Here is a 24,539-nt window from a genome sequence, read left to right as displayed (position 1 = left end):
GCCGGCGACACGGAACGAACGCGCTAACCGAAACCCGCAACCGCCCAGCCACCGCACCCGACCGGACACCGATGTTTTCGCAAACCGACTTCGTCCATATGGAACGCGCGCTTGCACTGGCCAAGCGCGGCATGTACACGACCGACCCGAATCCGCGCGTGGGTTGCGTACTCGTCAAAAACGGCGAAGTGATCGGTGAAGGCTTTACGCAACCGGCCGGTCAGGACCATGCCGAAATCCGCGCGATGAAAGACGCTCGCTCGCGTGGGCATGATCTGCGCGGGGCCACCGCTTACGTGACGCTCGAACCGTGCAGCCACTTCGGCCGCACACCGCCGTGCTCGAACGCGCTGATCGAAGCACAAGTCGCGCGCGTGGTCGCTGCAATGGAAGACCCGAATCCGCAAGTGTCCGGACGCGGTCTCGCGGTGCTGCGCGACGCCGGCATCGAAGTGCGCTGCGGCCTGCTCGCTAACGAAGCGCACGAGCTGAACATCGGCTTCGTGTCGCGCATGACGCGCGGCCGGCCGTGGGTGCGCATGAAAGTGGCGGCCTCCCTCGACGGCCGCACTGGCTTGCCCTCGGGTATCAGCCAGTGGATCACCGGCGAGGCCGCGCGCGCCGACGGCCATGCCTGGCGCGCCCGCGCGTCGGCGATTCTGACGGGCATCGGCACCGTCAGGGAAGACGATCCGCGCATGACAGTGCGCGCCGTCGACACGCCGCGCCAGCCACAACGCGTGCTGATCGACAGCCAGCTTGAGGTGTCACCGCAGGCGCAGATCCTGGCCGGCGCGCCCACACTGATTTTCTGCGGCAATCTCGAGCAACGGCATAGCGACCGTGCACAGGCGCTGCGCGAACGCGGCGCCGAGATCGTGCAACTGCCGAACGCGGCCGGCAAGGTGGATCTTCCGGCGATGCTGAAAGTGCTCGGCGAGCGCCAGGTGAACGAACTGCATGTCGAGGCCGGCTACAAGCTGAACGGCTCGCTGCTGCGCGAAGGCTGTGCGGACGAACTGCTCGTTTATGTCGCGCCTAGCCTGCTCGGCATCGACTCGATGAGCATGTTCAATCTGGGCGCGCCCGAAACTCTGGATGGCTGCGTCAAACTGACTTTTCACAACGTCGAACGGATCGGCGAAGATTTGCGGATTCTCGCGCGCCTGCTGCCGGCCGGCACTGCAGCAGGCGGCACAGATGCCACGGCCCAACCCGTTTAGCTTTGATCAAGGATTAGCACGATGTTCACAGGAATCGTAGCGGCTGTGGGCCGCATCGAGTCAGTCAAGCCTCTCGGCACGAACGGCGACGCGGGCGTGCGCCTGAACGTAGAAGCCGGCGGCCTCGATCTCGCCGACGTCGAACTCGGCGACAGCATTACCATTCAGGGCGCCTGCATGACCGTGGTCGCGAAGACCGACCATTCGTTCGAAGTCGACGTATCACGCGAAAGCCTGAACTGTACGGCGGGTCTCGGCGAAGTGGGCGAAGTCAACCTGGAGAAGGCTCTGCGCGCGCACGACCGGCTGGGCGGCCATATCGTCTCCGGTCACGTGGACGGCTTAGGCACGGTCAGCCATTTCGCGCCGGTCGGCGAATCGCACGAACTGCGCGTGCTGGCGCCGCGCGAGATCGGCCGCTATCTGGCGTACAAAGGTTCTATCACTGTCAACGGCGTGAGTCTGACCGTCAACTCGGTTAAAGATCGTGACGACGGCTGCGAGTTCTCGATCAATCTGATTCCACACACGGTCGAAGTGACCGCGCTCAAGCATCTGCGTGAAGGCACGCCGGTAAACCTGGAAATTGATCTCATTGCGCGATACGTCGAGCGCATGCTGAACGCGCCGAAGTAACAGCCAACAACGGGCGCTGGCCGGCCACCCATGGGCTGGCGGCGGCGCCTTGCCGCCTTCAGCCGGTTCATGCGTCTATCGTTTTCCCGAGCATAGCAACGGCGGACGGCTCATCGCCAGTCGGCCAAACGGCCTATGCCATCCGGCAGAGGCGACTTGGGACCGCGCGTGGCGTAAAATACGCGCTTTCCCGAAAATCTCGCCAACATGACGCTCGCCTCCACTCCAGAGATCATCGCCGAACTCAAAGCCGGCCGGATGGTGATTCTCGTCGACGAAGAAGACCGCGAAAACGAGGGCGACCTCGTGATCGCCGCCGAATTCGTTACGCCGGAAGCGATCAATTTTATGGCCCGCTATGGCCGCGGCCTGGTTTGCCTCACGCTGACGCAGGAGCGCTGCAAGCTGCTCAACCTGCCGCTCATGACGTACCGCAACGGCACCCAGTATGGAACCGCGTTCACCGTCAGCATTGAAGCGGCGGAGGGCGTGACCACCGGCATTTCGGCCGCCGACCGCGCCCGCACGATCGCCGCGGCGGTCGCGCCCGACGCGAAGGCCGAGCACATCGTGCAGCCGGGCCACGTGTTTCCGATCATGGCGCAGCCGGGCGGCGTGCTGGTGCGCGCCGGCCACACGGAAGCCGGCTGCGACTTCACCGCGCTGGCAGGACTCACGCCGGCCGCGGTCATCTGCGAAGTCATCAACGACGACGGCACCATGGCGCGCCTGCCCGACCTGATGGAGTTCGCAAAAGAGCACGGCCTGAAGATCGGCACGATCGCGGACCTGATCCACTATCGCAGCCGCACGGAATCGATCGTCGAGCGCATTTGCGAGCGCACCATGCAGACGGCGCACGGCGCGTTCCGCGCGGTCATGTACCTGGACCAGCCGAGCGGTCAGCCGCACATCGCCTTGGTGCGCGGTACGCCGAGCCCTGACCAGGACACGCCCGTGCGCGTGCACGAGCCGCTGTCGGTGCTGGATTTGCTCGAAGTCGGCGAATCCACTCATTCATGGACGCTCGACGCAGCCATCAAAGAGATCGCGTCACGCGAACTCGGCGTGGTCGTGCTGCTCAATTGCGGCGACTCCAAAGAGCATCTGATCGACGTTTTCAAGGCGTTCGACTCGAAGGAAAGAGCGGAAGCGCTCAAGCGCCGGCCCGTCGACTTCAAGACCTACGGCATTGGCGCGCAGATTCTGCGGGAGCTCGGCGTCGGCAAAATGCAGGTGCTGTCGAACCCGCGCAAACTTGGCAGCATGTCGGGCTACGGTCTCGAAGTCACGGGCTTCATACCCATGCCGGGCAGCGCCGCGCAGGCTCCGCAACAAGGCTGATCCGACCATTCACGCGCCTCGCGCTCACTCAAAACACTACGGAATTCACATGGAAATCGGACAATACCAACCGAACCTCGACGGCGACGGACTGCGCATCGGCATCGTTCAGGCGCGTTTTAACGAGCCCGTCTGCAACGGCCTCGCGGACTCGTGCATCGAAGAACTCGAACGCCTCGGCGTGACGGGCGAAGACGTGCTGCTCGTCACCGTCCCTGGCGCGCTGGAAATCCCGCTGGCGCTTCAGAAGCTCGCCGAAAGCGCGCAGTTCGACGCGCTGATCGCACTCGGCGCGGTAATTCGCGGCGAGACATACCACTTCGAGCTGGTCTCGAACGAAAGCGGCGCGGGCATCACGCGGATCGGCCTCGACTTCGGTATCCCCGTTGCGAACGCCGTGCTGACCACTGAGAACGACGAGCAAGCTGTGGCGCGCATGACCGAAAAGGGTCGTGACGCGGCGCGCGTTGCGGTCGAAATGGCGAACCTCGCCGTAGCGCTCGAACAGCTCGGCGGCGACGAAGAAGAAGATGAAGAAGAGGAACAGGCATGAAGAGCGCACGCCGACGCTCCCGCGAACTGGCCACGCAGGGGCTTTATCAGTGGCTGCTGTCGGGTTCGCCCGGTAGTGAGATCGACGCACAACTGCGCGGCGCCCAAGGCTTTGACAAAGCGGACCTCGAGCATCTGGACGCGATTCTGCACGGCGTGATCCGCGATTCGGAGGCGCTGTCCGCCGATATCGCACCGTGCCTCGACCGCCCGATCGAGCAGCTTTCGCCGGTCGAACGCGCGGTGCTGCTGGTCGCCGCGTTTGAACTGAAGAATCACGTCGATATTCCGTATCGCGTGGTGATCAACGAAGCGGTCGAACTCGCCAAGACTTTCGGCGGCGCCGACGGCTACAAGTATGTGAACGGCGTGCTGGACAAGCTGGCGGCAAAACTGCGCGTCGCTGAAACGGAAGCGGCTCGCAAGCGCTAAGCCTCGAGCGCTTGCGAGGCGCACGTGCAACGCTGGCCGCAACAGGATGCACCGCTTTTAAGGACGCCGCTCTGCGCATGAATCAACGCGCAAGGCGCCGTCCTGCTTCTGAACTGGATTTGATGACCGTATGAACTCCGTGACCGAACCTCTTATGCGGCTCGCCGCGCGCGTCGACTCCATCCAGCCTTTCTACGTGATGGAACTGGCCAAGGAGGCCGCGCTCCTCGAGCGCGACGGACGCGACATCATTCACATGGGGATCGGCGAGCCCGACTTCACCGCGCCGGAACCGGTCATCGAGGCAGCCGGGAATGCGCTGCGACGCGGCGTCACGCAATACACCAGCGCGCTCGGCCTGCACGCACTGCGCGAAGCGATTTCGGCGCATTACGCGGATGTGTACGGCGTCAAGGTGGATCCGGCGCGAATCGTCGTGACCGCGGGCGCGTCGGCGGCGTTGCTGCTCGCCTGCGCGGCATTGGTCGATCGCGACGACGAAGTGTTGATGCCCGACCCGTGCTATCCGTGCAACCGCCATTTCGTCATCGCCGCCGAGGGCAGGCCGGTTATGGTCCCAAGCGGCCCCGCAGAACGCTTCCAGTTGACCGCCGCGGACGTCGAACGGCTCTGGAACGAGCGCACCCGTGGCGTGCTGCTCGCGTCGCCGTCCAACCCGACCGGCACGTCGATCGAGCCGGCGGAACTCGAGCGCATTGTCAACGCGGTGCGGGCGCGTGGCGGCTTCACGATCGTCGACGAAATCTACCAGGGCTTGAGCTACGACGCGAAGCCCGTGTCGGCGCTCTCGTACGGCGAGGACGTGATCACCGTCAACAGTTTCTCGAAGTACTTCAACATGACCGGTTGGCGGCTCGGCTGGCTCGTGGTGCCGCCCGGCATGGTCGGCGCATTCGAGAAACTGGCGCAGAACCTGTTCATCTGCGCGTCGGCGCTCGCGCAACATGCCGCGCTCGCCTGCTTCGAACCGGAAACAATCGCCACGTACGAAGCACGTCGCCTTGAATTTAAGCGTCGCCGGGACTTCATCGCGCCGGCGTTGGAATCGTTGGGCTTTACGGTGCCCGTCACGCCAGACGGCGCGTTCTACGTCTATGCCGACTGCCGCACCGTCGCCCATCCGGCTGCCGGCGACAGCGCGGCTCTCACGAAAGCGATGTTGCATGACGCGGGCGTCGTGCTCGTACCGGGCATGGACTTCGGCACTCACGCGCCGAAGCAATACATCCGGCTGTCGTACGCGACCGCCTATCCGAAGCTCGAAGAAGCGGTCGAACGCCTGGCCAGGCTTTTCAGCGGGCAGTGAAGTGCACGAGGCGCGGGCCATCCGCCAGGCGCCTCCGCCCACCGACCTCTCGGCCGCTGCATTAACATACGGCACCAGCCGCAAAAAAGGACACCCGCCAGGTGTCCTTTTTTGTTGCCGTCCGCTGTCGCGTCAAGTCATCAGCATTACGTCGGGCAGGAAGCGCTTCAGGCGCCCAGTTCCGAGGCCGACGCCGCGTGTTTGGGAGTATTGGCGCTGGCATCGTCCTGTTCCGAAACCGGCGTCTTGCCCTGCCCCGCCGCGCTCAACGGATGGCTTCCTTCGAGCGTCACCTGCACACGCTTGCCGTTGTTGCCATTCGCCGAAGCCGAAGAAGACGCATTGTTCGATGCGGTGAGAACCGGGGCCTGCGGTGCATTGATGGGCACCTTGCGGCCACGCGCCACGTCACGCAGACGGGTACGCTCGGCCATCACCTTGGCGCCATAGCCGCCGTCGTCCGGCGACGTCGAGCCGACATACAGGCGCAAGCCGCCCGGCAGCGAACCGCCGCGCGCGATGCAATCCTTCAGAACCAGCGCGCCCACCTTGATGTTCGCGACCGGTTCGAGCGCCGCGCTCTCGCCGCCGAAATACTGGAACTTGTCCGAATGCACCTTGGACATCACCTGCATCAGCCCTTGGGCGCCCACGCCGCTCTCGGCGTAGGGGTTAAAGCCGGATTCGATTGCCATCACCGACAGCAGCAGCAGCGGGTCGAGACCGACTTCGCGGCCGGTATCGAAAGCAGCTTTCACGAGTTCGCTGACGGGCTCCTGCGCCACGCGGTAGCGGCGCGCCAGGTAGGACGCGACCAGATTCTGCTCGCGCGACGAAACGAGCACGCGATCGTCGCGCGCGTCGGCGGTAACGCGCTGCGCCGGGATCAGCCGGGCCAGCGCGGCAACGCTTTGCATGGTGCGCGGATCGAGACCGTTGAGCGCGGCGATGCCCATGCCAGTCGAGCCGGTGCCATCGAACGCGCCGTCGTAGCTAGTATTGCTGACGGTCGCGCCGTTGTTCGCGCGGCTCTGAGCGTCTGTGCGGTTCGAATTGGAGGACAGCGTTTCGTCCGGGGAAGTACGGCCCGGCGGTCCGAAAGCCGGCAGCGGGTTGCCTTGCAGCAGGCGCGCGGGGCCGGCTTGCACGGCGGCGGAAAGGACCGGCATCAGCTTGGCCGCGAGGGCGCCCCGCCACGTCGGCATCAGCCACAGCGCGATTGCCAGCACGACGGCGATGCCGCCGACAATGCTGAACAGGTGATGACTCATTTGCGTCCCGCGACGCACGGCACCGCGCACGACTTGCGCGATACGTTCATCGGGACGCCACGATAACCAGGCGTTCATTCAGATCTCCCATGTTGCATGATCCGCGAACTCCGCCGGACAAACAGGCGGTAACACACGTTCGCAGAGTCAAGACATCGCGCGCTCTGTCTGGTTAGGGCAGCAGCGACGTCGGGAAAACGGCAAATACCGTTTGTGGGGAGCCATCCTGAAAAGCAGTCCGCGGCATGTCGAAAACATGCGGGCGGTGGCTCCCACGCGAAAAACCAGCGTCAGTTAACGCTGGCGAGGACATCAATAAGACCGTCGTATATCGTGCAGGCTTCGGTATACGGTGACGCGTTGCGTCTGATGGGACCGGGGGCAGTGGTAAAAAGGTTCACGCCCTGCAACCAATGTGGACGGATTCTATGCAGGGTTTTATAGATCGTCAACACTATAAATAGGCAAAAGTATAACTAATTGTAATAAAGACCCGCGTCTGGACCGTCCAAAAGACCGTGGCAAGCGCGTCTTCGGCAATTTCACCTCGTCCTTCCGTCCTGGGCCGTTCGGCCGATCTACGTGCGCTACCCAACGCAGGTAAAATCGACAATCGTTCTGGCGCCTCCAACCCCGTTGCGCCACACCCTTTCCGCCGCTCGCCGGCATTGAACCCGCATCAGATGAAATACAAAGACTTGCGTGACTTCATCGGCCGTCTCGAGACGATCGGAGAGCTGCGCCGTATCCCGCAAAAGGTCTCGCCGATCCTGGAAATGACCGAAGTGTGCGACCGGGTGCTGCGCGCCGGCGGTCCGGCTTTGCTGTTTGAGAACAGGGAACGGCATCCGTTCCCTGTTCTCGGCAACCTGTTCGGCACGCCGCGCCGCGTGGCGCTCGGCATGGGCATCGACGCACAGGCCGGGGAAGGCGACGGCGCCGCGCTCGAGTCGCTGCGCGACGTCGGCCGGCTGCTGTCCGCATTGAAAGAGCCCGAGCCGCCAAAAGGCCTGAAGGACGCGGGCAAGCTCTTCTCGCTCGCCAAGGCCGTGTGGGACATGGCGCCCAAGACTGTGAGCGCGCCGCCCTGCCAGGAAATCGTCTGGGAAGGCAATGACGTCGACCTCGAAAAGCTGCCCATTCAGACCTGCTGGCCGGGCGACGCGGGCCCGCTGATCACGTGGGGCCTGACCGTCACAAAAGGCCCGAACAAGAGCCGACAAAACCTCGGCATTTACCGCCAGCAAGTGATTGGACGAAACAAGTTGATCATGCGTTGGCTCGCGCACCGCGGTGGCGCGCTCGACTTCCGCGAGTTCGCGCTAAAGAATCCGGGCCAGCCATATCCGGTCGCCGTTGTGTTGGGCGCGGATCCGGCAACGATTCTCGGCGCGGTCACGCCGGTGCCCGATACGCTCTCGGAATACCAGTTCGCCGGTTTGCTTCGCGGCGGCCGGACGGAACTCGCCAGATGCCTTACGCCCGGCGTCGACGGCTTGCAGGTGCCCGCGCGCGCGGAAATCGTGCTCGAAGGCTTCATTTATCCGCAGGAAGGCGCACCCGCGCCTGCTCCGGCGGGCGCTCCCCCGCGGCCCGCCAAGGGTGCGTCGGCTGCCTACGAGCACGCGCTCGAAGGCCCGTACGGCGACCATACCGGCTACTACAACGAACAGGAGTGGTTCCCCGTCTTCACAGTCGAGCGCATCACCATGCGCCGCGATGCGATCTACCACTCCACGTACACCGGCAAACCGCCCGACGAACCGGCCGTGCTCGGCGTCGCGCTCAACGAAGTATTCGTGCCGCTGCTGCAGAAGCAGTTCGCCGAAATCACCGACTTCTATCTGCCGCCCGAAGGCTGCAGCTACCGCATGGCCATCGTACAGATGAAGAAGAGCTATCCGGGTCACGCGAAGCGCGTGATGTTCGGCGTCTGGAGTTTCCTGCGGCAGTTCATGTATACGAAGTTCATCGTCGTGGTGGACGAGGACGTGAATATCCGCGACTGGAAAGAAGTGATCTGGGCGATTACCACGCGAGTCGACCCGACGCGCGATACGGTGCTCGTGGACCGCACGCCGATCGACTACCTCGACTTCGCCTCGCCGGTCGCGGGACTGGGCTCGAAGATGGGGCTCGACGCGACCAACAAATGGCCCGGCGAGACCGATCGCGAATGGGGTCGCCCAATCGAGATGGACGCGGCAGTGAAACAGCGAATCGACAGTTTGTGGAACGAGCTGGGCCTGTGAGCGCGCCGACCGCATAACCGGATACCGCATAGCCGAATAACAAAACTGATGGAGCCGTTGCGCGGATGCACGCCTTTTCGATGATGTCGGACGGGTTTTTCCTGTCTTTGTCCTTGTGTCTGGACATCGGGCTCGTGAACGTCGCGATGATTTCGCTCGCGTTGTCGCACGGATTCAAACCGGGCTTCTGGCTCGGCCTTGGCTCGTGCGTCGGCGATCTGATTTATGCAGCGCTCGCGCTTGCCGGCATGGCTGCGCTGCTGCGATTCGAATCGGTGCGCTGGGTCGTGTGGATCGGCGGTGCGGCCGTCCTGCTCTTTCTCACGTGGAAGATGGCGCGTGAAGCGATGTTTCCAGCCTCGGCGCCACCTGTCGCCGGCGAGGCGAACGCGGATGCACCGCATCTCCCGGCATGGCGTGGCTTTTTACGCGGCGTGTTGCTGGCGGTATCGTCTCCGTCGGCGATCCTGTGGTTCGCGGCGGTGGGCGGCGCGTTGATCGCCAAGGCCGGCGCGACGAGCGTCGCCACGGCGCCGGTGTTCCTCGGCGGCTTTTTTCTCGGCGGCCTGTGCTGGACGATCTTTATCTGCGGGCTCGGCAGTCACGGCCGCAAACGTGCCGGCACCGGTTTGTTGCGCGCCTGCCATGTGCTGTCCGCGCTGCTGTTCGCCTACTTCTCATATAGCGTGATCATGAACGGTTATCGCGACCTGATCTTGCAAACCGCTCAACAGGCGCCAGTTGCGCAAACGGCGGGCTGACAAAAACCGCCCGCGTCGCGGGCCGGCGTCGATCAAATCAGGCAGGCAGAACGCCCGCAAAGCGCGATCAGGCCAGATACTGTGCGAGCTTCGGGAGGTCGACATTACCGCCGCTCACCACCACGCCGACGCGCTTGCCCTTCACCGGCACCACGCCGTTCAGCACGGCCGCCGCCGCGAGGCAACCGGTCGGCTCGACCACGATCTTCATGCGCTGCGCGAAAAAGCGCATCGTTTCGATCAACTGCTCGTCGGTGACCGTTTCGATTCGCGCAACCAGTTTGCGGATGATCGCAAACGTGTAGTCGCCGAGATGGGTGGAGGCGGCGCCATCGGCGATGGTGCGCGGCGTGTCGATATGCACGATCTCGCCGCGCGCCAGCGATTGCTGAGCGTCATTGCCGGCTTCCGGCTCAACGCCGACCACCGTGCACGCCGGGCTCAATGCCGCCGCGGACAACGCGCTGCCACCAGTCAGTCCGCCGCCGCCGAGGCACACGAACAACATGTCGAGCGGCCCGGTTTCATCGATCAACTCCTTCACAGCGGTGCCCTGCCCCGCGATCACATGCGGATGATCGTACGGCGGGATCAGCGTCATGCCGCGTTCCTCGGCGAGCCGCCGGCCGATCTGTTCGCGGTTCTCCTTATAGCGGTCGTAGGTGATGACTTCGCCGCCATAGCCTTTGGTCGCGGCGACTTTGGCCGCTGGCGCGTCGTGCGGCATGATGATCGTCGCACGGATGCCGGCGAGGCGCGCCGACAGCGCGATGGCCTGTGCATGGTTGCCGGACGAATAGGTCAGTACGCCGGCATTGCGCTGCTCCGCGTCGAAGTGCGAGATGGCGTTGTATGCGCCGCGAAACTTGAAGGCGCCCATCCGCTGAAAGTTCTCGCACTTAAAAAACACCGACGCTCCGGTACGCTCGTTGAACGTGCTGGAGGTCAACACAGGCGTGTGATGCGCGATGCCTTCGAGACGCGCGGCGGCGTCAAGTACGTCGTCGAATGTGGGAGCGGGGAGTGGCTGCATCGGCGGCATGGGCGGGATTCTCCAAAGCGGTAGCGAGGCAGCCATTGTCCCAGCTTCGCCAATGCTTTGGAACGTCGACGGACTTCACCCGGCGCTGTGCAAAACAAAAACGGCGTAACCGGCGATCAAGCCGGCATTACGCCGTTCACACATCCTTTCTGCCGGGTATTTGCGGAAAACTAGCCACTACCGGCTAACGCGATTAGCGCCGATAGTAGCCATGGCCATAACCGCCGCGATAGTAACCATGGCGATAGTAAGGGCGGCCATAACCGTAGTAGCCGCCCACCACGACTGGCGGCGGTTGATAGTAAACCGGCGGCGCATAGACGACCGGCGGAGGCGGCGGATAGTACACCGGCGGCGGCGCGGCATAAACCGGATAAGCCGGCGCGACCGGTACCCCAATACCGATACCGACAGAAACATGCGCCTGCGCGGCGGAGGCAAGCCCCACGCCTAGTGCGGCGGCAACGACAAACGGAACTATCTTTTTCACTTTGTTCTCCTGGCGCGGCCCATTGAAGGTCGCCGACTTCGCATGCGTTACATGCTACGAAATCAATCTATCTAAAAAGGCCACGCGACGCTGTGCACATTTGTTGCAAATTGCAATTGGCAGGAAGGTTTCGCGGCGCTGACCCGCGCGCGGGGTGTGCAGGAGACTGCCAATGTCGTGGAGAATCAAGCCGTTGCGCCGGTTTTCGCACGCGCCCAGCAGTGCTCGACGGCCGATGCCGGTTCATCGGACGCCGCCCCGGTAATCTTTGATTACAAATTAGCTTCAATGCTGACGGCGTAAAGCAACAGCTAATAAAAATGCCCGGCGCAAAGGCCGGGCATCTTCTGATTTCGACGCGGCGGGGAGTCAGCCGACTTTCACATACGCAAATTCGCGCGACACGTTAGGCGGCACATAAGCGCCGCTTATCCGCACACGTGGCTTCAGACGTTTTTTCTGATCCCACCAGCGACGGCGTTGCGCGTGCGTTAGAAACCGCAAGTGCTTCCGGTAAGAAAAAATGCTCATCGTAACCTCCCCGAATCCGATTGCGAAATTGCAAAGCGAGTACCCAATAAACAGCCACTGCCCAACCGGTCATGCGCAAATTGTGCGCAGTTTTCAAGCCCGCGGGGCGGGCGCGACGCAATGACGAACAGCGGGCGACATATCGTCGGCAAACTCATCTGACAACCGCCGCGACGGATCGCGCCGCGCGCTGGCCAATGCGCGATACTGCTGCTTTCCCGTCCACGTCCCGCCTGGAGCCCGCAAACATGTCTGAATCCTCTCTGCCGCGCCTGGGCTTCATTGGCGCCGGGCGGCTCGCGCGATGCGTCGCGCCAGGCTTTTCCCGCGCTGGCTACCCGGTGACGGCGGTGACGAGCCGAACGTCAGCGTCCGCCAGCCAGCTCGCCGGTCAAATCCCCGGATGCGTGGCGCTGGACGATCCGCAACAGGTCGTCGACGCCGCGGATGTTGTCTTTTTAGCCGTTCCCGACGACAGCATCGGTACGTCAGCGCACACACTGCGGTTCGCCCCGGACAGCGCGCACGGCAAGGCGCTCGTGCACTGCAGCGGCGCGTCGCCGGTAGAACTGCTGGCGCCGGCTCGCGACCAGGGTGCGGCGGTCGGCGGCTTTCACCCACTGTATCTCTTCAGCGGCGAGTTTGCGGACCTCGAACGTATCGCCGGCTGCTCGGTGACCATCGAGGCCGATGGCGCGCTGAAGGACACGCTGACGGCGCTCGCCGTGGCGCTGCGCTGCCATCCGCTGTCGATCCCGGCGGGCGGCCGCATGCTGTATCACGGTGCCGCGCACTATGCGGCGAGCTTCGCGCTGTGCAGTCTTGCCGAATGCGTTGCGCTATGGCGCACCCTCGGTTTTTCCGAGGACGACGCGCTGCGCGCGCTTCTGCCGATGCTCGCCGGGACTATCCAGACCGCTCGCGACAAGGGTCTGCCGAACGCGCTCGCCGGCCCTGTGTCACGCGGCGACATCAGCGTCGTGCAGAAGCAGCTGGCGCTGTTCGAAGGCCTGGGCGGCGACCATGCCGCGCTGTACGGCTTGTTGTCACGGCGCGCGGTCGCGCTCGCACAACGCCGCGCCACGCCGCCCGCCGCGATCGCTGCGATCGCCGACGCGGTCGAAGAATCGCTGAACCGGTCGCTGAATCAGGCGGCAGCAGGTGCAAGCGTCAAGTAAGCCGTGATAATGTGACGTCCGGCGCCGCGCGCAATCCGCCGGCGCCTCGCTTCGGGACCAACAGACGAGAACGCACAATGATCAAGGTCAGCATCCTCTATCCGTACCGGGAAAACGGCCACTTCGACGTGGACTATTACTGCACCACGCACATGCCGCTCGCGGCGCAGCTGTTCGGGCCGTCGCTGAAGGGCTGGTCCGTGGACGTGGGCATCAACGCGGGGCCGCCGGGCACGCCGCCGCCGTATGTGGCCGCAGGCCACTTCCTGTTCGATAGCACGGACGATTTCTACAAGGTCTTCAAACCGGCGTCCGAGCGCCTTCTTGCCGACATTCCGAATTACACCGACGGCGGCAACGGCGCGATTCTGATCAGCGAGATCAGAATTTCCGTGTGACCACGCGCGGCTGAGGCGGGCTTTCGCGGCGCATTGTGCTGGCAGTCCGCGTTCCACGTCGAACCAACGGCTCGACGTCGTCAGCCTTAGCAACTGTGCAATGCTTGCGGCCGCGGAAACGGCGCATGCAACCCAAAAAACCGCCGGCGCGCTCAACGGAAAGCGCCGACGCCCAGGCCGTTCAACGGCCGTCACCAGAAGCATAAGGACACGAGATGTTTGGCGATATCGCCCGTTTTCTGCTCAACACTATCTTCACGTTGTTCGGCGCCGCGTTGCTGCTGCGCGCGTGGCTGCAAGTCGTGCGCATGCCGCCGTACAACCCGGTTACGAACGCCGTGTTGCAGGCTACCAACTGGATCGTGCTGCCGCTGCGGCACATCATGCCGAGCACGCGCAGCATCGACTGGGCGAGCCTTGTCGCGTCGCTGATCGCGGCGATCGTTTATGTCGTGCTGATGGTGGTGCTGACGGGCGCCGACCCGCTCACGCTGCTGCCGACGCTGTTGATCGTCGCCGTGCTGACGGTGGTCAAGTGGGCGCTTAATCTCATCATCTGGATGACGATCCTGATGGCGCTGCTGTCGTGGCTCAATCCGCGTTCGCCAGCCATGCCCATCCTGTATCAACTGACCGCGCCGTTTCTCAATCCGCTGCGGCGCGTGGTGCCGAATCTCGGCGGCATCGATCTCTCGCCGATTCTGCTGTTCGTGATCGTGCAGGTGTTGCTGATGGTGGTCACGCGTGCGGCCGTTCAACTCACGTACTTCGTGATCTGACGCCGCTGGGCATGGCCTCGCTTGATGTGGCATAACCAAGGGCAGCGGTGCAATTTGCGCTCGCTGGCCTTTCGCGAGTAAAATAGCGCGCTCTGCGGGCGTCGTATAATGGTAATACCCTAGCTTCCCAAGCTAGAGCCGTGGGTTCGATTCCCATCGCCCGCTCCAGATACTTTCCGGCTTGCAATCTGCCCTGGCAAAAGTATCTGTCACACTGCGGTTCACTTGTTCTGCTCCACGCTGCTTCCGCTCCTCGCCTCCGCGCTTCAGTCACGCGCGAAAAAAACGTTGCGTAGCGCCTCAAATCCACTGATTCGCTTGCCACGCCACGCGCGCGGACGCCGCATTGTGATAGCGGCCCAGAATATATCGAATACCGCCGCGGCATTCTTCGATCGCATCACCGAACGACTTGACTCCGTCCAGATTCAATTCAAATTGCGGCGGCAGCAATTGGTACAACCCACGCGCGCCGGATTTCGGATTGCGCAGATTCGCCGCACCGCCCGACTCCTGCGCCATCAGCCACAGTAAATCGTTGAATTGAGTCAGCGGCACGCCTTCAATCGACATCGCTTCACGAAGGGCATTGCTGGATGTGGTCGGAACCCTAGCCGGCTCAATTGCGGTCCAGCCGGCTTTTGCTGCTTTTGTTTCGCGGTGATTGTGTGCGTACTTACTCATAACGGATATTCGCGTGAATTAATCGTGGAAAGAATTGGCTTGCAGAACGATTAAATCATAGGAAGGGCAATTCCGCGTTATTAAAACGTAATCTCGGCTCAGGTTCCTGTGCCCGCCAATCGCGCTGAGTCTGGACGCGCCCTTTTCCGTTGTGCTACCTTACGCGCACTTGCAACGCCCGCTCCACCTTCCTGCTGAGCCTCAGCAGAAATCCAAGTACGAGCCGCCTCCACGAAGGCGGCTTTTTTATCTGGACGGCTGACCGGCGCGGCAACTCTCGGCGACGCGCTTGCCAGTCAACGACGCGTGTAAAGCGCGGCCTGCGCCGCGTCGTTGCGAGCCGGCGCTGACACGCGCCGCACGTCGCCCGAGCCGCGAAGCCTTCACCCTTGTAGCAGTATCGACCATGATCCACGATCCAAACGACGCCGGCTTGCCCGACGAACTTCCGACGCCCTCCAGCGAAGCCAACGCCCTCCCCGCCGCCGATGCCGCGCCACAGGACGAAGCCCTGCGCCTGCGCCGCATCCGCAGCTTCGTCACACGCGCCGGGCGCGTCTCGACCGGCCAGCGGCGCGCCATGGACGAACTCGGTCCGCGCTTCGTCGTGCCGTTCTCGCCGCAGCAACCCGACTGGAACAGCGTGTTCGGCCGTGAAGCGCCGCGGGTGCTGGAAATCGGCTTCGGTATGGGCGCGAGCACCGCGGAGATCGCCGCGCACCGTCCCGGCGACGACTTTCTCGGCGTCGAAGTCCATGAGCCCGGCGTCGGTGCATTGCTCAAGCTGATGGGCGAACAGTCGTTGACGAATATCCGCATCATCCAGCACGACGCCGTTGAAGTGCTTGAGCAGATGGTCGCGCCGGACAGCCTCGACGGCGTGCACATCTTTTTTCCCGACCCGTGGCACAAGGCGCGTCATCACAAGCGCCGCCTGATTCAGCCGAAGTTCGTCGCGCTGCTCGCGTCGCGTCTGAAGCCCGGCGCCTATCTGCATTGCGCAACCGACTGGCAGAACTACGCCGAGCAAATGCTCGAAGTGCTGAGCGCGGAGCCGGCGTTGCATAACACAGTCGACGGCTATGCGCCGCGGCCTGAATATCGTCCGGTGACGAAGTTCGAGCGACGCGGCCTGCGGCTCGGACACGGTGTGTGGGATCTGGTGTTCCGCAAACGCGACGTCGCGTAAAAGCGCGCGCTGCCAGAAGAACATTGCCGGCAGAAAGCAAAAAGGTCTGCCAAATAAATGGCGGACCTTTTTTATGGCGGCATAAACAGCGCGAGAAACTTAATCAGCCCAACTCAACGCGCCGCTATAACCGACCAGCAGAATCAATAATCCGAAGCCGATGCGATACCACGCGAACGCCGTGAAATCATGCGCGGCGATATAGCGAAGCAGCCAGCGCACGCAGATAAAGGCGCTGACAAACGCCGCCAGGAAGCCCAGCGCGAAGATGCCGAGCGCGTCGGCGGACAGCAGGTGCCAGTCCTTGTACAACTCGTAGCCGGTCGCGCCGAACATGATCGGGATCGCGAGGAAGAAGGAAAACTCCGTGGCCACGCGCCGGTCAAGGCCGAACAGCATCCCGCCGATGATCGTCGAGCCCGAGCGCGACGTGCCCGGAATCAGCGCGAAACATTGAGCGAGACCGACCTTCAGCGCGTCGAGCGGGGTGATGTCGTCCACGCTATGAACGCGCGCGACCTTTTTGGCTTGCCCGCTTTGGCCACGCTGGCGCGCTTCGGCCCATAAGATCACGACGCCGCCCGCCACCAGCGCGAACGCCACAGGCACCGGCGAAAATAGCGCTGCCTTGATGGCCTTTTCGAGCAGCAGTCCGAGCACGACCGCGGGAATGGTCGCGATGATCACGTTAAGCGTAAAACGGCGTGCATCGGGCCGGCTCGGCAGACCGCTCACGACGCTGCCAATGCGGCGGCGAAACTCCCAACACACGGCCAGGATCGCACCGAGTTGAATCACGACGTCGAAGGTCTTCGCGTGTGCGTCGGTGAAATTGAGCAGACTGCCCGCAACGATCAGATGCCCCGTGCTCGACACCGGCAAGAATTCCGTCAAGCCTTCGACGATACCCAGAAACACTGCCTTGCAAGCCAATAACCAGTCCATCCGTGCCCCTCATCGCTATAGATTGTGATTGTCGGAACGAACAGGGCCTGCACGATGAGCGCGGCCCCGCCGGCCACGCGCAACGTCATTTCTCGACGATTTGCACGCGTATACCGTTTGTAAGGATGGTGATTGTACCGGGTTCGTAATTCACGCCGGCAAATTGCAGTTGCTCAGGTTTGAACGTGTAGATCGGGTAATTCGTCAGCAACTGCGTGGCCAGCAGTGCCGCTGCGGCGTTGATCTGTTGCGTGTAGGCCTGCGCCTGCCCGCTCACACTGACGTTGTCCACGTTCGGCGATTTCAGCACGACAGACTTGGTGGCGGCATCGTACGCGAGTTCGCTCGAGAGCGTAAAGACGCCGTCGACCGGTTGCGGCATGAAAGGGCTCACGAGACGCGCGTCGAGTTTCACGGAGACGCGGTTGGCATCCGGCAGGAAGCCGACCACCGGATGAGTCAGCGCGACATCGAACACTTGCGAGACCGTCCGCTGATACGGAAATTTGCGCTGCACGGCCTCCTGCACCTGCTGCTGCGAGAACGTATAGTGCGACGGAATGAACGGAAAGATCGGCGTGGCGCACGCGGTGAGCGAGACGATGCCGAGCGCGCCACAGCTTGTCAGCGCGGCGAGCAGGAAGCGGCGCCGTGCGGGCGCTGCGAGTCGAGTCATACAAATCTCCAATGTCGACCGGAGTTCGTGCTCCAGCGCGTTACTCCGGTCTCATGCAAAGCACGCACTCTGGTCTCATGCAAATTATTGCGGTCGGCCAGCGCCAGTCGTTGCGAAAGCTTTTTCGAGCATCCAATTGCGCTCGCCGTGTATTTGAACAGCGTTGGCATTTTCCCGGATAACGCCGCAATCAGCGCACCTCATCAGCGCGCCGCCGCTTCCGGCCGAGTCTGCGTTTCAAGCTGTGTGAGCCACGCGATTGCTTGCTCTGGATTCGGCCCGCACATTTCCATCTGCGGTTGCAGTCCCGAACAACAGGCCGGTCGCTCGGGCCTCCCGAAAATTGCGCAGCGCAGGTCGTCGCCGAGTTGCACGCAGCGCACGCCTGCCGGCTTGCCGTTCGGCATGCCAGGAATCGGACTCGAAATCGACGGCGCGATACAACACGCGCCGCAATCGGGGCGGCACGCATGACCGGCGACATGAAACGGAGAGTCGCGTTTCGCAACGCGATTCAGCACATTACTCACGGCAAATTTTCCTGAGATCGGAGCGAGGCGCCGCAGCGCCAGACCCGCATTGTGCCACTGCCTGGCGTGCGACCTTTTTACACTATCCGGCCCGAGGGCGGCTCACTTACACTCGGCCGAACCTCAAGGTCACGCTCGAGAGGCGTCCGCGCTGTCATCCCATGTTGCAAAGCTCGCGGGCTCCCGTCTCTTTCACGGTGGCCGTCCGATACGAGCCTCTCATGACCACCGCTAACTCGCTGTTTCGCCCCGACCTGCTCGCCAAGTACAGCGCGAACGGCCCACGGTATACGTCCTATCCAACGGCCCTTCAGTTCCGTGACGACTTCAATCCCGCCGACTATCTTCGCGCCGCCGCCGATCCCGGCGCTTCGGCCACGGAGCTTTCGCTGTACTTCCATATTCCGTTCTGCGACACGGTGTGCTTCTACTGTGGCTGCAACAAGATCGCGACAAAAAATCGCGCGCGTGCGCGGCCGTATCTCGAACAGTTGAAGCGCGAAATGGCCTTGCAGGCAGCATGTTTCGACACGCGGCGCCCGGTGTCGCAATTGCATCTGGGCGGCGGCACGCCCACGTTCATGTCGCAGGACGAAATGGCCGAGCTGATGAGCGCGGTACGCGAGCACTTCACCTTGTTGTCCGACGACGAAGCCGAGTATTCAATCGAAGTCGATCCGCGCGAAGCGTCGCCGGATACCATCGCGCATCTGCGCAAGCTGGGTTTCAATCGGCTGAGCCTCGGCGTGCAGGATTTCGATCCGCTCGTGCAGCAAGCCATCAACCGCATTCAGCCGCTGGAAATGACCGCCTCGGTCATGCAGGCCGCGCGGCACTCGGGCTTTCATTCAATCGGCGTCGATCTGATTTACGGGCTGCCGCATCAAACGGTCGAGAGCTTCAGCCGCACGCTCGATACGATGATCGCTCTCGCGCCCGATCGCCTCTCGGTGTTCGCGTATGCGCATATGCCGCAGCTCTTCAAGATGCAACGACAGATGGACGCGGCCACGCTGCCCTCACCGGCAGTGCGCCTGGCGATCCTGCAACGGGTGGCGGAGCGTCTGACGAGCGCGGGCTATGTCTATATCGGCATGGACCACTTCGCGCTACCCACCGACGAACTGGCACGCGCGCAGGCGCGGCGAAGCTTGCATCGCAACTTTCAGGGCTACAGCACGCGGCCTGAATGCGATCTGATTGCCTTCGGCGCATCGTCCATCGGCAAGGTCGGCGACGTGTACGCGCAGAACGCAAAAGAGCTGCCGGCGTATGGCGCCGCCATCGACGCCGGCCAGCTCGCGATCACGCGCGGCGTGCGCCTCACCGCCGACGACCGTCTGCGCCGCGACGTCATCACGCAGTTGATGTGCAATCTGGAACTGCGCTTCGACGAATTCGAAGCCATGTACGGTATCCGCTTCCCCGATACGTTCAAACCCGAGCTTGAGCGCTTGCGTGGCTTCGAGCAGGACGGTCTTGTGTCGCTGAGCCACCGCAAGCTCGAAGTGCAAATGGCCGGGCGCATGCTGGTACGCAACATCGCGATGGTGTTCGACCGCTATCTTGGCCAGCAGACGCTCGAACGGTTTTCCCGCACCGTTTGACGGCTGCGCGGCGCGCTGGCTGCGACCGGCTTGCCCGTCGTCGAATTTTCGGCCATAATCTGCGTCTTCGCCGCGCGCCAGCTTCTAACGCGTGTGCCGCAAGATCTGCCCAGGTGGTGAAATTGGTAGACGCAGGGGACTCAAAATCCCCCGCCGCAAGGCGTGCCGGTTCGATTCCGGCCCTGGGCACCAAACAAATCTTTTGCGGATTTTTGAGGACGGAAAGAATCCCCTCAAACCCTAGTGTACGCTGGGTTCATCCTTCCGCAAACATCCTGGCCCCTCCCTATCAAGCCGCAATTTCTGTTGGTATATTCGTCGGTATCTTCTCGATACCATCAAAAAGACGGAACGAATACCAACATGCTCACCCAGTTGCAAGTGACCGCCGCGAAGTTCAACCCGGATGGCAAGGGCAATAAGCTGTCGGACGCGGGCGGCCTGTTTCTGATGCTGACGCCGACCGGCAAGCTGTGGCGTCTGGCCTATCGGTTCAATGGCAAGCAGAAGACGCTGGCGCTGGGACGGTTCCCTGACGTGTCGCTGAAGGATGCTCGCGACCGTCGTGCCGAGGCGAAGGCGTTACTGGCCGCCGGAACCGATCCGAGCGAGGCGAAGAAAGAAGGCAAGCGCGAAGCGAAGCTGGCCGCACTGAGCACGTTCGAGGCGGCGGCGCGGGAGTGGATGACGCACCGTGGAGAGACTGTCGAAGCGGCGCAGAATGCGAAGACGCTTGCCCGGTTCGAGGCCGACGTGTTCCCTTGGCTGGGCAAGCGCCCTATAGCTGAGATTGAAGCGCCCGAGATTCTGGCGGTCATCAAGCGCGTGGACGAGCGCGGCGCACGCTTCACGGCGCACCGTCTGCGCTCTGAGATTAGTCGCGTGTTCCGTCGCGGTGTCGTGCTCGGATTGTGCAAGTCGGACCCGGCTCGCGACTTGGTTGGCGCCATTCCTCCGGCGCAGACAGAGCACTTCGCATCTATCGTGGATCCGAAGCAGGTTGGCGAGATGCTGCGCGCGTTCGACGGCTTCACTGGCACGCTGCCGGTGCAGTGCGCGCTGAAGCTGGCCCCGATGCTGTTCGTGCGTCCCGGCGAGCTACGCAAAGCCGAGTGGACCCAGTTCGATCTGGAAAAAGCCGAATGGCGCTACCTGGTGAGCAAGACGAAGACCGATCACCTCGTGCCGCTGTCGAGTCAGGCTGTCGAGATTTTGAAGACGTTGAAGGCGCTGACCGGCGGCGGAAAGTACGTCTTTCCCGGCGCTCGCGACAAAAACCGGCCGATGAGCGATGCCGCCGTGAACGCGGCGCTGCGTCGCCTTGGGTACGACACGCGCACCGAGATTACCGGTCACGGCTTCCGGGCGATGGCCCGAACGATCTTGCACGAGCAACTGGATTTCCCGCCCGAAGTGATTGAACACCAGTTGGCGCACACGGTATCTGACAATTTAGGGACCGCCTACAACCGAACGAAGTTCATTATAAAACGCGTCGAGATGATGACGGCATGGTCGAATTATCTGGACGAACTGAAGGCGAAGACCGCATGAAGGGGCGGGGTGTTCGGGCGCGAGTGGTTTTCAGCAAACGCCCGATAGCCCCCGCCCTTCATGCTGACTTCGTGCTAGTCATCGCGTCCTATGGCTGAAAGATTGTATACACGCAAAACGCGCCGGCTAGGAGCGCGCCGATCCGCGTGCGCGACGACAGGCCGAAGCGGCCCCCAAGCAGCGCGCCACCCACACACCACGCCACCACGCACCAGAACATGAGCCCGACGACTGGATCATGAGGACACACGGTGCGCCACAGAATGGCGATTGACGCGCCCACCTCGGTGTTCGTGCGCGGCGCGACTGCCGCAAGCAGGTAACTGCCGAGGAAATCGCCGAGAAGGTACGCGACCGGTATTCCGACCAGAAATTTATTTCCAGCCGACACGCGCGGCTTATTCGGCTTCTGCGGCTCCGTCAACACTTCGACCTGATCGCTCACTTCGCGTCCCCTTTCGCGTGGGTATGATCGTGAAGATAGATGGCCTCGACAAGTCGCCAGTGCTCGGTTGGTGTCTGCCTACACGCGTATCGGATTTCCTCTATGACGCCGCCGTTCGACAGGGGAAGGCTCCTCATATCCCTGCCACTCCCCGACGCAAGAGCCCAGCCATCGAAGAATCCGAGCAATTTCTCAGTGGCCATAAGCCCAGTAGCGGGGGTATCCAGCGCAGCCTGCATGTCGGCGCAGGTACCGCCGTTTCCAAAGAAGTTCGCCGCGTCACCATCGGCGTGCGCCGCCGTCGCGAGTACGGACAGTGCCAGTGTTACGATGGTCTTTTTCATGGTTTTCTCGTGCCAGGTTAGTTGCCGCCCGCTTGAATGGTCGCTGCCATCTCGTTGCACACCTTCGAGCCGTGCGCAAGAAAGAGCGTCCCTTCGTCGGTCTTGATTTCCGCTGCCTCGCCACCGTGGCCGTACTGGATTGGCGCGTTATGCCAGTGCTTTGCGGAGAACTGCTCTGGCGTTGTCGCGTCCGGGGTAATACCGGCCTTAATTTCAAAAACAGAGAGTGTCTGACAGCCGCCGACGCGCGTGTAAATCTGCCACTCCGAATCCATTTTCTTCGCGAGCGCGGTAAGGTCGTCGGCCCGCTTTCTTTCAGCAGCATCGCTCGCCACACCGTGATCCTCTGACAGCGAGCGAATGTAGTTTTCGTTCTCATCGAACCACGACACGACGCACATGGTATCCGTGCACTTCTGGCGCTCTTTGAACGCCGCAATTGCGTGATCGTGGAACGCCTTCTTGTCGGCGACCGCCTTGCGCGCAGACTGGAATTCACCCCAGTACGCCAAGTCGCGAGCAGCAAGGTCTGCGTCCTCGCAAATCGCGTGCTCCGAGTAAGACACGGCCTTCGAGCAGTCGAAGCTCGTCTGATACGTCGGGGCTGCGGTCTGAGCGTGCACTCCAACGGATGCCAGCGCGATCATGGCGGCGATGCTGGTCTTCTTCATGGTGTTGCTTTCCCCTGTGTGCGGCCGTCTGTGCGGCTCCGTGGTTTAATCTGTCAGGTGGGCGGATTGTACTGTGGTGCGGGTTAGCGGCGGCTTACTCGAAGGCGCGGGGGGCCGCGTGTCGAGCGGCCCGGTGACAATCAACGGCGCGGGTGCTTGCGGAAGTTCGGGCGCGGCGTGCGTGCGTACGGCTCATAGGGCTGGAGGGTCGCCATAACCGACCACACTGCAGCATAGGCGCGGTGAAGGTGCGGGTCTGAACATGACGACTTGAAGTTCGGATAGGTCAGATTCATGACCTGATCCACGAGCGCTTGGGCTACGGACTGGCGCGGTACGGCCGCACGGAAAAGGTAGTCGCGACCGACGACACTGACGACGTTCGCGCCCGGAAACACCTGCTCGATGTCGCCCTCACGGCGCGCGCGCACGAGAAGCGTGCCGGGTTCGGTGCTGGCGTCCACTATGGACAGGAAGCTATCGCTGAGAAAAATCCACATTTCATTTCCTTCAAAATACCTTCCGCGCTTAGTACTGCGAAAGGCTGGTTATGGGCGAGGTACTGGAAAGCCCTCACCCCTGATGCACTACGCTTGTCGATCATCCCCGTGCTGGATAACCGGCCCGCACACAGCACGAGGCTGTGCACGGTCGCTACGCGATTCGCCGGTTACCCACACTCGAACCTGACGCGCTTCGCTTGCCCCAATAACAGGTACGGCAACGTCAAACCCAACCGCTCGCGCTCTAGTAGTGCGGGTGCGCGCTGCTGCTGCACTGCCGACCATCCCCGTTCAAAACCCGCAGGCAGATGGTTATATCTAGATGGGTTTCCGTCTGACGGAGTAGAGACCTCGCCAAAAACACCCTCTACTACTCCGTTAGACGGAGCAGTGCGAGCGCCTACTACTCCGTGGGACGGAGCAAAAAACCGACTCATTGCTACGCCACACGGAGTAAGGGCTGCAATTTCATTTTTAGCCGCGTACCGGGCTTGTCGTCGGCTGCTGGCGCGGTCGAAACGCTCGCCATGTACTCGGCGCTTTGCTTGTACGGCAGCTTCGGCTTGGCTCCCGGCGGCAACCAGTCCTTCATGAAGGCGCACTTCACGAAACCCTTCTTCGCGCCCTCGTCGTATCCGGGGATGTCTGCAAGGTCGTGCCATGTGATCGCGTACCAACCGGCCTTGTTCGGACGCCGACCCTTCGCGGTCTCGAACAGGAACCCGCCTTCGAGCAACTCTTTCTTCGCGCGGTTGAGCGTGTCGGCTGACTTCCATCCGCGCGGCTCCATGACCTTTGCCGTGCAGAGCAATCGCCCGTTGTTGTTGTTGGCGGTGTTGCGCTGCAAGGCGAATTCCAGCAACAGAGAGCGGGCGGTATGCGATAGGTGCAGGTACGCGGGGCACTGCAAGACGACGTGAGGAACGGCGGCAAAGTTACCGGCGACGCGGCTGCTGTCACCAGCCTTGCCCTTCTTGCCTGTCGATTTACCCATTGCCGCCGCTTCCGGTTAGGCTGTACGCAGACGCGGCAGCATCACGCATGAACGGACGCCGGATTGCATCAGGGAAGCGGCTGCGTCAATCCTGCGGTCTTCGGAAGCGTGATAGGTCGTGCAACGTACGTTGTCCACGCGGAACGCGAGCGGGTACGGGCGAAGCAGAGGAATCCCTTGT

General features: G+C 62.5%; 27 protein-coding genes and 2 tRNA genes. 16 read left to right on the top strand and 13 right to left on the bottom strand.

The annotated features are described in order from the left end of the window. The first annotated feature begins 71 nt into the window (after positions 1–71). The 6 genes from ribD to C0Z16_RS04905 all read left to right on the top strand — a co-directional run bounded on the left by ribD (position 72) and on the right by C0Z16_RS04905 (position 5,514). Positions 72–1,223 (top strand): bifunctional diaminohydroxyphosphoribosylaminopyrimidine deaminase/5-amino-6-(5-phosphoribosylamino)uracil reductase RibD, encoded by a 1,152-nt coding sequence (gene ribD, locus C0Z16_RS04930; RefSeq protein ID WP_102631085.1) that lies wholly within the window; start codon positions 72–74, stop codon positions 1,221–1,223. Between the two features lie 21 nt (positions 1,224–1,244). Next, positions 1,245–1,859 carry a riboflavin synthase gene (locus C0Z16_RS04925; RefSeq protein WP_102631084.1) on the top strand — a complete coding sequence of 205 codons (615 nt, stop codon included), beginning with the start codon at positions 1,245–1,247 and terminating at the stop codon, positions 1,857–1,859. 207 nt (positions 1,860–2,066) lie between these two features. Then, positions 2,067–3,203, top strand: a complete 1,137-nt coding sequence (ribBA, locus tag C0Z16_RS04920; protein WP_102631083.1) for a bifunctional 3,4-dihydroxy-2-butanone-4-phosphate synthase/GTP cyclohydrolase II — start codon at positions 2,067–2,069, stop codon at positions 3,201–3,203. Between the two features lie 49 nt (positions 3,204–3,252). Next, positions 3,253–3,756 carry a 6,7-dimethyl-8-ribityllumazine synthase gene (gene ribH, locus C0Z16_RS04915; protein ID WP_102631082.1) on the top strand — a complete coding sequence of 168 codons (504 nt, stop codon included), beginning with the start codon at positions 3,253–3,255 and terminating at the stop codon, positions 3,754–3,756. After that, positions 3,753–4,187 carry a transcription antitermination factor NusB gene (nusB, locus tag C0Z16_RS04910; RefSeq protein ID WP_102631081.1) on the top strand — a complete coding sequence of 145 codons (435 nt, stop codon included), beginning with the start codon at positions 3,753–3,755 and terminating at the stop codon, positions 4,185–4,187. The genes ribH and nusB overlap by 4 nt, the downstream gene beginning before the upstream one ends. 130 nt (positions 4,188–4,317) lie before the next feature. Next, positions 4,318–5,514, top strand: coding sequence for a pyridoxal phosphate-dependent aminotransferase (locus tag C0Z16_RS04905; protein ID WP_102631080.1), 1,197 nt, complete (start codon positions 4,318–4,320; stop codon positions 5,512–5,514). 167 nt (positions 5,515–5,681) lie between these two features. Here the strand turns inward: C0Z16_RS04905 and C0Z16_RS04900 are convergent, their stop codons facing one another. Continuing rightward, positions 5,682–6,863, bottom strand: a complete 1,182-nt coding sequence (locus C0Z16_RS04900; RefSeq protein WP_102631079.1) for a transglycosylase SLT domain-containing protein — start codon at positions 6,861–6,863, stop codon at positions 5,682–5,684. A gap of 605 nt (positions 6,864–7,468) precedes the next feature. Here C0Z16_RS04900 and C0Z16_RS04895 point away from each other — a divergent pair. After that, positions 7,469–9,037, top strand: a complete 1,569-nt coding sequence (locus tag C0Z16_RS04895) for a UbiD family decarboxylase (protein ID WP_102631078.1) — start codon at positions 7,469–7,471, stop codon at positions 9,035–9,037. A gap of 65 nt (positions 9,038–9,102) precedes the next feature. Beyond that, positions 9,103–9,798 carry a LysE family translocator gene (locus C0Z16_RS04890; RefSeq protein WP_102631077.1) on the top strand — a complete coding sequence of 232 codons (696 nt, stop codon included), beginning with the start codon at positions 9,103–9,105 and terminating at the stop codon, positions 9,796–9,798. Positions 9,799–9,865: 67 nt separating this feature from the next. On the opposite strand, the gene C0Z16_RS04885 is transcribed toward C0Z16_RS04890, so the two are convergent. The 3 genes from C0Z16_RS04885 to C0Z16_RS38065 form a co-directional block, all read right to left on the bottom strand. Next, positions 9,866–10,831 (bottom strand): threo-3-hydroxy-L-aspartate ammonia-lyase, encoded by a 966-nt coding sequence (locus C0Z16_RS04885; protein ID WP_102631339.1) that lies wholly within the window; start codon positions 10,829–10,831, stop codon positions 9,866–9,868. A 202-nt stretch (positions 10,832–11,033) separates the two neighbouring features. Beyond that, complete coding sequence (locus tag C0Z16_RS04880; RefSeq protein ID WP_102631076.1) at positions 11,034–11,330, bottom strand: hypothetical protein; 297 nt, start codon at positions 11,328–11,330, stop codon at positions 11,034–11,036. Between the two features lie 369 nt (positions 11,331–11,699). Further along, on the bottom strand, positions 11,700–11,861 hold the full coding sequence (locus tag C0Z16_RS38065) for a hypothetical protein (RefSeq protein WP_167403485.1): 162 nt from the start codon (positions 11,859–11,861) through the stop codon (positions 11,700–11,702). A gap of 248 nt (positions 11,862–12,109) precedes the next feature. Between C0Z16_RS38065 and C0Z16_RS04875 the strand changes: the two genes are divergently transcribed. The 4 genes from C0Z16_RS04875 (at position 12,110) to C0Z16_RS04860 (ending at position 14,384) form a co-directional block, all read left to right on the top strand. Then, positions 12,110–13,039 (top strand): Rossmann-like and DUF2520 domain-containing protein, encoded by a 930-nt coding sequence (locus C0Z16_RS04875; RefSeq protein WP_102631075.1) that lies wholly within the window; start codon positions 12,110–12,112, stop codon positions 13,037–13,039. A 77-nt stretch (positions 13,040–13,116) separates the two neighbouring features. Then, entirely contained in the window at positions 13,117–13,437 is a 321-nt protein-coding gene (locus C0Z16_RS04870) for an EthD family reductase (RefSeq protein WP_102631074.1), read from the top strand. A 215-nt stretch (positions 13,438–13,652) separates the two neighbouring features. After that, on the top strand, positions 13,653–14,216 hold the full coding sequence (locus tag C0Z16_RS04865) for a YggT family protein (protein ID WP_102631073.1): 564 nt from the start codon (positions 13,653–13,655) through the stop codon (positions 14,214–14,216). Between the two features lie 94 nt (positions 14,217–14,310). Further along, positions 14,311–14,384, top strand: a tRNA-Gly gene (locus C0Z16_RS04860). Between the two features lie 132 nt (positions 14,385–14,516). Here C0Z16_RS04860 and C0Z16_RS04855 read toward each other — a convergent pair. Continuing rightward, on the bottom strand, positions 14,517–14,900 hold the full coding sequence (locus tag C0Z16_RS04855; protein ID WP_102631072.1) for an aggregation-promoting factor C-terminal-like domain-containing protein: 384 nt from the start codon (positions 14,898–14,900) through the stop codon (positions 14,517–14,519). Positions 14,901–15,306: 406 nt separating this feature from the next. On the opposite strand from C0Z16_RS04855, the gene trmB reads away from it, so the two are divergent. Further along, a complete protein-coding gene (trmB, locus tag C0Z16_RS04850; RefSeq protein ID WP_102631071.1) occupies positions 15,307–16,089 on the top strand; it encodes a tRNA (guanosine(46)-N7)-methyltransferase TrmB in 783 nt (260 codons plus the stop codon). A 99-nt stretch (positions 16,090–16,188) separates the two neighbouring features. Here the strand turns inward: trmB and C0Z16_RS04845 are convergent, their stop codons facing one another. From C0Z16_RS04845 to C0Z16_RS04835, 3 genes are all read right to left on the bottom strand, one after another. Further along, complete coding sequence (locus C0Z16_RS04845; protein ID WP_102631070.1) at positions 16,189–17,034, bottom strand: undecaprenyl-diphosphate phosphatase; 846 nt, start codon at positions 17,032–17,034, stop codon at positions 16,189–16,191. A gap of 85 nt (positions 17,035–17,119) precedes the next feature. Then, entirely contained in the window at positions 17,120–17,710 is a 591-nt protein-coding gene (locus C0Z16_RS04840; protein ID WP_102631069.1) for a DUF1439 domain-containing protein, read from the bottom strand. A gap of 203 nt (positions 17,711–17,913) precedes the next feature. Beyond that, complete coding sequence (locus tag C0Z16_RS04835; RefSeq protein WP_102631068.1) at positions 17,914–18,240, bottom strand: YkgJ family cysteine cluster protein; 327 nt, start codon at positions 18,238–18,240, stop codon at positions 17,914–17,916. Between the two features lie 221 nt (positions 18,241–18,461). On the opposite strand from C0Z16_RS04835, the gene hemN reads away from it, so the two are divergent. The 3 genes from hemN (at position 18,462) to C0Z16_RS04820 (ending at position 21,401) form a co-directional block, all read left to right on the top strand. Further along, positions 18,462–19,847, top strand: coding sequence for an oxygen-independent coproporphyrinogen III oxidase (hemN, locus tag C0Z16_RS04830; RefSeq protein WP_102631067.1), 1,386 nt, complete (start codon positions 18,462–18,464; stop codon positions 19,845–19,847). Positions 19,848–19,954: 107 nt separating this feature from the next. Beyond that, positions 19,955–20,039, top strand: a tRNA-Leu gene (locus tag C0Z16_RS04825). Positions 20,040–20,210: 171 nt separating this feature from the next. Continuing rightward, positions 20,211–21,401, top strand: a complete 1,191-nt coding sequence (locus C0Z16_RS04820; RefSeq protein WP_102631066.1) for a tyrosine-type recombinase/integrase — start codon at positions 20,211–20,213, stop codon at positions 21,399–21,401. An 88-nt stretch (positions 21,402–21,489) separates the two neighbouring features. Here the strand turns inward: C0Z16_RS04820 and C0Z16_RS04815 are convergent, their stop codons facing one another. From C0Z16_RS04815 to C0Z16_RS04795, 5 genes are all read right to left on the bottom strand, one after another. After that, positions 21,490–21,846 (bottom strand): hypothetical protein, encoded by a 357-nt coding sequence (locus C0Z16_RS04815; RefSeq protein WP_102631065.1) that lies wholly within the window; start codon positions 21,844–21,846, stop codon positions 21,490–21,492. Beyond that, a complete protein-coding gene (locus C0Z16_RS04810) occupies positions 21,843–22,190 on the bottom strand; it encodes a hypothetical protein (protein WP_102631064.1) in 348 nt (115 codons plus the stop codon). The genes C0Z16_RS04815 and C0Z16_RS04810 overlap by 4 nt, the downstream gene beginning before the upstream one ends. 17 nt (positions 22,191–22,207) lie before the next feature. Then, positions 22,208–22,861 (bottom strand): lysozyme inhibitor LprI family protein, encoded by a 654-nt coding sequence (locus C0Z16_RS04805; protein WP_102631063.1) that lies wholly within the window; start codon positions 22,859–22,861, stop codon positions 22,208–22,210. A gap of 140 nt (positions 22,862–23,001) precedes the next feature. Further along, positions 23,002–23,361 carry a hypothetical protein gene (locus C0Z16_RS04800; protein ID WP_175130619.1) on the bottom strand — a complete coding sequence of 120 codons (360 nt, stop codon included), beginning with the start codon at positions 23,359–23,361 and terminating at the stop codon, positions 23,002–23,004. A 442-nt stretch (positions 23,362–23,803) separates the two neighbouring features. Then, positions 23,804–24,358, bottom strand: coding sequence for a hypothetical protein (locus C0Z16_RS04795; RefSeq protein WP_102631062.1), 555 nt, complete (start codon positions 24,356–24,358; stop codon positions 23,804–23,806). Positions 24,359–24,539 lie beyond the last annotated feature (181 nt).

The organism is Paraburkholderia rhynchosiae (genome assembly GCF_002879865.1).
GTDB lineage: Bacteria > Pseudomonadota > Gammaproteobacteria > Burkholderiales > Burkholderiaceae > Paraburkholderia > Paraburkholderia rhynchosiae.
The sequence above is the reverse complement of the archived record's forward strand: the minus strand, read 5'-3'. Positions and strand labels throughout refer to the sequence as shown.